Below are 7,066 nucleotides of genomic sequence, written 5' to 3'. Positions count from 1 at the left end.
TGTTTGTACTAACATATTTTGACTCTTCTTTCCTAAAATTTTCTATAAAATTACTAGCTAGTCACATACTGAAAAAATTAAAAATGTGTTATCGATAACTAAAAATCATCTGTATGCTTTCACGATTTTGTGAAGTTTTTCACAATTAAAATATATCATCTTCCTTTTAAAAATTCAACAGACTTTTCACTCTTTATTCAGTTGCGTTGGAAAACGTTTCAACTTATCTTCACTCAAGATTTTGGAATTTCATATTTAATCATTTTTAAATTGTGAAATGATGAATCATAACGTCCCTCGTGTTAAAATAAATACATTAAAAAAGTTATGAGATAGAAGGAATTTGAATGATAAAACAAATTAATATTTCCCATATGGAAAAGTTAGAAGGACAATTAGAAAGAGCAATACATGAAGGTTACACACATTTTGTACCCTATTCAAACGAAATTCAAATTCATCAATCAATGTTGAAATCGATTGAGTTACCATCAACATCATTTGTGGTCGACTATACAATACATAATCAGTATCTTAATGATTGTAGATACTTTGGTAAATCGTATATTGAATTTGAAGATTGGGTACAAAATATTAATTTATATCCGAACGTCATTTATGAAATGAAATCTACTATTGCCTTATTACATAAATTTGAAGTTGAGACTATCTTCGATTTAGCATTATTCACCATTCTTAAAGGCCATGTCGCTGTAGATGGACATGTAGCATTAGATTTCAAAGATTCGCTTCGAACAAGTAAAGTATTTTGGAGAAGTTTTGATCGTAATCACTTGAGTTATAGGGACAAATTTTTCTTAAATAAAATTGCCTATGAACATCAACGCAGAATTCCGTTTACACGTGTACCTTTTAATGATCATGACAGCATTCGTTATTCTGATTCAGTATTGCTAAGCACTAAATTTAAAGCACCTAGATGGCTAGTCAATCCAATTAAAAATTACTCTCTAAGAAAGCATAGAGAAATTAGTTATCTTTATGACAAAGATGAATCTAAAACGAAAGACCATGTCATATTCTTAGGTTTTGATTATAATTACAGAGGAAACTCGAAGTATTTGTTTAATTATTTTGTTAAACATAACCCTACTGTTGAATCTTATTTTATAACAGAGGATAGAACGGGGCCTCATTTCTACTCTCCTAAGGATGAAAAGGCTAAAGAATTAATTGAAACTGCTAAAGTGGTTATTATCGAGAGCTACTTACCTGATGACATACGTCCTAACGGTAAAGTCATTCAATTATGGCATGGCACACCGATTAAGCGTCTCTTCTTAGATAGTAAAGAGCCACATCAAAACTTAAATATTTATAACTATCGTGCACGTAAATATAATAAATGGGTTCATCAAGATTATCTTGTCGTTGATTCAAAACCTGTTGTTACGTATTTTGAATCAGCTTTTCCAAGTCAGAAATTAGACATCTTGCCTGTAGGTTATCCAAGAGTCAACTATTTATTGAATAGAGCACAGGATCTATCATTACGAAAACGAATTATCAAAGGACTAAACTTAGATCCATCGAAACCTGTACTACTCTATGCACCTACCTGGAAAACGAATCCATCCGAAGAGGATATTTTACCTATTTCAGAGCAGTTACTCGCTAAATATAATGTCATATTTAAAGGACATGTTGAAAGTGAGGATATACACATACCCGAACAAGTCATTGTCCCTCCTGAAAGTGTGGAAACTCAAGACTTAATTATTGTATCTGATATCGTATTGACGGATTATTCTTCTATTATTTTCGATGCACTCACGATTAATAAAAAGGTATGTCTTTATACACCTCAGCATGCTGAATATGTTGAAGAACGTGGCGTGTATGAAGATGTACTTGAGAGCCTTAAACAAGTATGGTACACAGATGCAACATTACTCACAAATAATTTAATTTCTGATGAAGTACCTCATATCGACAGTAAATTGGTAAACAGACATAATCAATCATTAGAAGAACTGAGCCATTTAATTACCCAACAATTAAATTAAACATATTAATCTTAATTTAACAGCTATAGATGATATGTATACTTAAGACGAACGAATCCCTCAAAAAAGATTGTACTTCAATCTTTCTGAGGGATTATTTTTTTCAATATAGATTTGATTTTAACCTGCAATTGGTATGTTACTTCAATTTATATTATGGTTGATAATTTGGATCAATAAGTGTTGGCTCGCCTTGACGGTTAACAGTTACAATAGAATAATTATCCTTTTTAGATGAATCTTTAAAGCTAAATACATATCTAAAGCCATCTTCAGTTGCTTCTATTGAATAATCATTATACTTCTTAGTTGAATTACCAAACATATTCGCTTCTTTACGCGCGATATCAAGGGCTGTTTTGAAATTTGGTAACTGCTGTAATGCTTGCCCTTCATTACCTTTGAATGGTGAGAGACCTCTTGCTACCTGTGTCGCATCTTTACTTTGATATGGCGCTACATAATCTTTGTGATTACTATTATCCTTTCCTGTTTGTGAATGGTCACCATTATTCGCTTGATTACTGGATGATGCTTGATTATTGTCTCCATTATCGTTAGATTTTGAATTTTTATCATTTTGCTCTTGAGATTTTTGATGATTTTTAGACTTATCTTTTGAGTTACTGTCAGATTTTTTATCTTTATGTTCTGTTTTTGAGTTGTTGTCCTTCTTATCATTCTCATTATTTTCATTATGAGAACATGCTGCGAGTAATAAGGACAGTACAGTGATGCTTGCTAATAATCTTTTCATGTGAATCTCCTCCTGCTTTATATAAAAATCAAACGCTAGTTACTCTGATTTTATAGCTACTCACTTTCAAAAAAGCATAAAAAAAGAGTATAATATTAATTCCTTATTAATATTATACCCCACTTTTATTAACTAAGTATTAAATTTAACGTTTCTTTTCAATATCTTTATTAATTAATTCTCCGATATATTGAGACGCTTTACCATCATCCACTGAACAGAATCGATCGTAGAAAGCATCAATTTTATCTTGATACTCATTTTGTACCTTCTCTAAATCTTTTAACTCTTTTGCTAGACCATATGGTTCTGTATAGATTGGACCAGGTAAATCCTTCATATAATCCATATAGAAGCCACGTAATCCTTTATCATACTTGTCGATATCATATGCAAAGAAGAACTGTGGACGTTTTAAAATACCGTAATCAAACATCACAGATGAGTAATCGGTGATTAAGCAATCACTAATTAAGAATAATTCTGAAACGTCGTTATAGTTGGAAACGTCGATGGCAAAGTTTTCATATCCAGATAAGTCTAAAGCATTTGAAATAAGATAATGCATACGTAATAGGATAACGTAATCATCACCTAGTTCTTTATATAAATTTTCTAAATCAATTTTCAATTCAAATAGATACTTACCTTTACTCACAAACTCATCGTCTCTCCATGTTGGTGCATACATGATGACTTTTTTATCATGTGGTAAATTGAGATTCGTTTTAATTTCCTCAATAAACTTTTTATCATTTGCTCGATTTACCAATACATCATTTCGTGGATATCCAATTTCTAAGATTCTAGGTTCATCCATCCAGAATGCACTTCTGAAAATTTCAGATGAATATCTATTAGGAGAAATAAGGTAATCCCAACGTGAAGTTTCACGATTGAAATTGCGTTTATATTTAGAAGTTGTTGTTCCAGGCATACGAACCACTTTCATGTCGTTAGCAAGACGTTTCAATGGTGTACCATGCCAAGTTTGAATATATGTTTGATTCTCTTTTTTGTTTAAATATAAAGGCGTACGCGCATTAGAAACCCAATGACTTGCTTCAGAATAAGCCTGATAAAACTCAGTTGAACCACGTTTCACTTTAATTGCATTACCTGGGATTACGCTCTTGTCAGGGTTTTTAAGTGACCAAACGTAGCGATAATTTGGATAGTATTTTTGCATATATTCATAAATATATTTAGGACTATCACTATAGTTTTTACCGCCAAAGGCTTCGAATACAATTGTTTGAGGCTTAACATTCTCTTCCTTATCTGTTAATTCATACATTGAACGTTCTTTATTTTTTCTTCTCAACACAACGTTCTTCACATGGCGCAATGTCTTTCTGAATTGATTCACTTTAAAGGCTTTATCCGTATCATCATTCATTAATAGTATTGTTTCTATCATATTGATAAGTTTTTGTTGTTTAACAAGATGTACATTGAGGAAGCGTGATAGTTCTACAAGTGTGTTTTTATGTGCCTCATATCTTTGCTTAATATCATAGTGTGTAGGATCGAAATCTCTCGCAATTCTATTTTGCATTTTATAAATAATAAATTCACGTGTCATTTTGTTTGAAGTACGTTCTAACGCATCGTAGAAACTTCTGACGTAATCTTCAAATAATACATCAAAATTCTGTTCACTTAACGTTAATGTCTCAAATGGATCATACACTTCGCCACGGAAGTAGAATGGGAAATTCAGGATACGAATGAATTTGTTGACATATTTCATGTATTCAAGAAGGAATGACCAATCAATATAAATATCCAAATCTTCATTAAATCGAATATGATGTGCTTTAACAATCGCTGTTCTAAAAATAATATTACAAGCTGTCTGCTTTCTTAAAAATGAATTTAAATTTTGAGCGGCATGGTAATATTCAACTTTCACTCTATCTAAATCGACATATTGCGGACGTTTAATTGAAAATGAATGTATTGGAGCGACTAATCCATCGGTTGAATTTAACTTTTCCAAATAAAATGTTACCGCATAAGAAGCTAGATCATCATCAGCGTCTAAAAACATAAAATATGGTGTATCTACTTCATCTAATGCAACGTTACGCGCGTGTGCGTGTCCTTGGTTACGGTCTAATTTAATATAATTGACCTCTTTGTTATAGTCCTTTAAAGCTTCTTTCATTAATTGTTCACTTTGGTCCGTAGAACCATCATTAACGATAATGACATCAAAATCTTGAGTTCTTTGTTGTTTAATACTTTCCAAGCAACTTTGAATATATTCCTCTGAATTATAATATGTGACAATAATTGTCAGTGTATTCATACTATACGTCCTTTCTTTCTACTATATAAAAATGATCCAACATGTAAGTTTTAGATAAATTATGTAGGAATACTACTTAATGGTTTACTATAAATTAACTTATAATTAATGGAAATTTAATGTTACAATTATATCTAAAAATTGCCACAAACGCTAATAATAATAGGTACACGCTTTTATTTTTTAATGCCTTTAATATAAACACAGTAAATTCTATTCCAACATTTATATCAATGTCTTCTCCATGATTAAATCTCTATCAATCACATCTCCTGTATAAAATTCATGAGACCCCGTGATTTCAAATCCTCTTTTTTCGTAAAAGCGAATCGCTTTAGGATTATGTTCCCACACACCTAACCAAATTTTAGTTTTGTCATGTTCATGTGCTTTTTTAATAGCTAAATCAATCAAACGGTGGCCTCTACCTCCACCTTGATAGTTCTCATCAAAATAAATGCGCTGCACTTCTAAATACGCATCACCCATTTTTTCAGTTTGAGCGTCATTAATATTTAATTTTAAATAACCCACTACCTGTTCGCCAACCTCGTAAAAATAATGAAACGATGCTTTATTTTGGAGTTCATTTTCTAATTTATCTAGATGATACGCGTCATCAAAAAATTTATTAAAGTCTTCGTCACTATAGGATGATTTAAATGTATTATAAAACGTTCTTTTAGCTATATCTTGTAAAATGGTTACTTCATCAATTTTCACTTCACGAATACGTTCATTCATCATCAACATCCCCTTTTTATCGTTTAAACCACTTTAACGTATTTTAATAAAAATGGCACTGTTTTTTATTCGTAGCATCAAACCTAATTATTTTACAATACTATCATTTGGGTATTGATAATATTTATCAATGAGTATAAAGTTATAGATGAAAATCGTAAAAAATAGAGTGAGGTTATATTATGTTAGGAAGTATGTTTGTCGTAGGTATCACTGGCCCAACGAGTTTAGTCGTTATTGCAATTATTGCATTAATTATATTCGGACCAACGAAATTACCACAATTTGGTAGAGCAATCGGTTCAACTTTGAAAGAATTTAAATCAGCAGCTGAACATATAGACGAAGATTCACACGAAACTCCCAGTAAAGCATCCAAATCACAACGAGAACAATCTAAGTAATTCTTCATTAATAGAACATTTTGGTGAATTGCGTCATAGACTAGTCGTTATCTTCATTGCATTTATTATTTCAGTCATCATCGTTTACATTTCATCTCATTGGTGGATTCAATCATTGATTAGATATATTAAACGTGCACATGTTACGTTGCATACTTTTTCGTTTACAGAAACAATTCAAATCTATGTCATGATTATATTCACAGTTGCGATATGTATTATTATACCAATCATTTTTTATCAACTCTGGTCATTTGTTGCACCAGGTTTACATGCATATGAACGACAGTTTATATATAAATACAGTTTTTTCTGTGCAATTTTATTTATTTCAGGGGTTGCCTTTGCCTTTTTCATTGGCTTCCCTATGATTATTAACTTTTCGGAAAATCTATCTCACCTACTAAGTATTGATCAAGTTATCGGATTCAAAGCTTATTTAGGAGAACTAATAAGATGGTTACTCGTCTTTGGATTTATATTCCAATTACCTATATTATTTATGGGATTAGCACATTTCGGATTAATTGATGTGACTCAGTTAGGACGTTATAGAAAATATGTTTACTTCGCATGCTTTGTTGCAGCAAGTATTATCGCACCACCAGATTTAATTTTAAATTTGGTATTAACATTGCCGCTAATTATCTTATTTGAAATCAGTATGTTTATTGCGAAAATTACATCCCGAAAGCAAAAAGGGAGTGAGACAGAAATATAATTTATCAAAATTATTTTCGTTGTCCCTCTCCCAACTTGCATTGTTTGTAGAATTTCTTTTTAAGAAATTCTCTATGTTGGGGCCCCGCCGGCAAGGATG

At 31.4% G+C, this 7,066-nt stretch carries 6 protein-coding genes; 3 read left to right on the top strand and 3 right to left on the bottom strand.

Annotated elements, in window-relative coordinates; all coding sequences use genetic code 11:
* Positions 1 to 347 precede the first annotated feature (347 nt).
* Positions 348 to 2,027: a CDP-glycerol glycerophosphotransferase family protein gene (locus tag CD155_RS07820; protein WP_002443981.1), complete on the top strand. Its 1,680-nt coding sequence runs from the start codon at positions 348 to 350 to the stop codon at positions 2,025 to 2,027.
* A gap of 154 nt (positions 2,028 to 2,181) precedes the next feature.
* On the opposite strand, the gene CD155_RS07815 is transcribed toward CD155_RS07820, so the two are convergent.
* The 3 genes from CD155_RS07815 to CD155_RS07805 form a co-directional block, all read right to left on the bottom strand.
* Positions 2,182 to 2,784, bottom strand: a complete 603-nt coding sequence (locus CD155_RS07815) for a hypothetical protein (protein WP_002443982.1) — start codon at positions 2,782 to 2,784, stop codon at positions 2,182 to 2,184.
* Between the two features lie 145 nt (positions 2,785 to 2,929).
* Entirely contained in the window at positions 2,930 to 5,098 is a 2,169-nt protein-coding gene (locus tag CD155_RS07810; RefSeq protein WP_002443983.1) for a bifunctional glycosyltransferase/CDP-glycerol:glycerophosphate glycerophosphotransferase, read from the bottom strand.
* Between the two features lie 225 nt (positions 5,099 to 5,323).
* Positions 5,324 to 5,842, bottom strand: coding sequence for a GNAT family N-acetyltransferase (locus CD155_RS07805; protein ID WP_037541625.1), 519 nt, complete (start codon positions 5,840 to 5,842; stop codon positions 5,324 to 5,326).
* 182 nt (positions 5,843 to 6,024) lie between these two features.
* On the opposite strand from CD155_RS07805, the gene tatA reads away from it, so the two are divergent.
* Both tatA and tatC read left to right on the top strand, forming a co-directional pair.
* Positions 6,025 to 6,246, top strand: coding sequence for a twin-arginine translocase TatA/TatE family subunit (gene tatA, locus CD155_RS07800; protein ID WP_002443985.1), 222 nt, complete (start codon positions 6,025 to 6,027; stop codon positions 6,244 to 6,246).
* Between the two features lie 10 nt (positions 6,247 to 6,256).
* Positions 6,257 to 6,967: a twin-arginine translocase subunit TatC gene (tatC, locus tag CD155_RS07795; RefSeq protein ID WP_037541626.1), complete on the top strand. Its 711-nt coding sequence runs from the start codon at positions 6,257 to 6,259 to the stop codon at positions 6,965 to 6,967.
* Positions 6,968 to 7,066: the final 99 nt, after the last annotated feature.

The sequence above is a fragment of the Staphylococcus caprae genome (genome assembly GCF_002902725.1).
Lineage (GTDB): Bacteria > Bacillota > Bacilli > Staphylococcales > Staphylococcaceae > Staphylococcus > Staphylococcus caprae.
This window is presented reverse-complemented; position numbering and strand designations above follow the sequence as displayed.

Bases quoted from the DNA above. Each gene is read 5' to 3' on its own strand.
- CD155_RS07820 (WP_002443981.1), top strand. From the start codon at position 348: ATGATAAAACAAATTAATATTTCCCATATGGAAAAGTTAGAAGGACAA.
- CD155_RS07815 (WP_002443982.1), bottom strand. From the start codon at position 2,784: ATGAAAAGATTATTAGCAAGCATCACTGTACTGTCCTTATTACTCGCA.
- CD155_RS07810 (WP_002443983.1), bottom strand. From the start codon at position 5,098: ATGAATACACTGACAATTATTGTCACATATTATAATTCAGAGGAATAT.
- CD155_RS07805 (WP_037541625.1), bottom strand. From the start codon at position 5,842: ATGAATGAACGTATTCGTGAAGTGAAAATTGATGAAGTAACCATTTTA.
- tatA (WP_002443985.1), top strand. From the start codon at position 6,025: ATGTTAGGAAGTATGTTTGTCGTAGGTATCACTGGCCCAACGAGTTTA.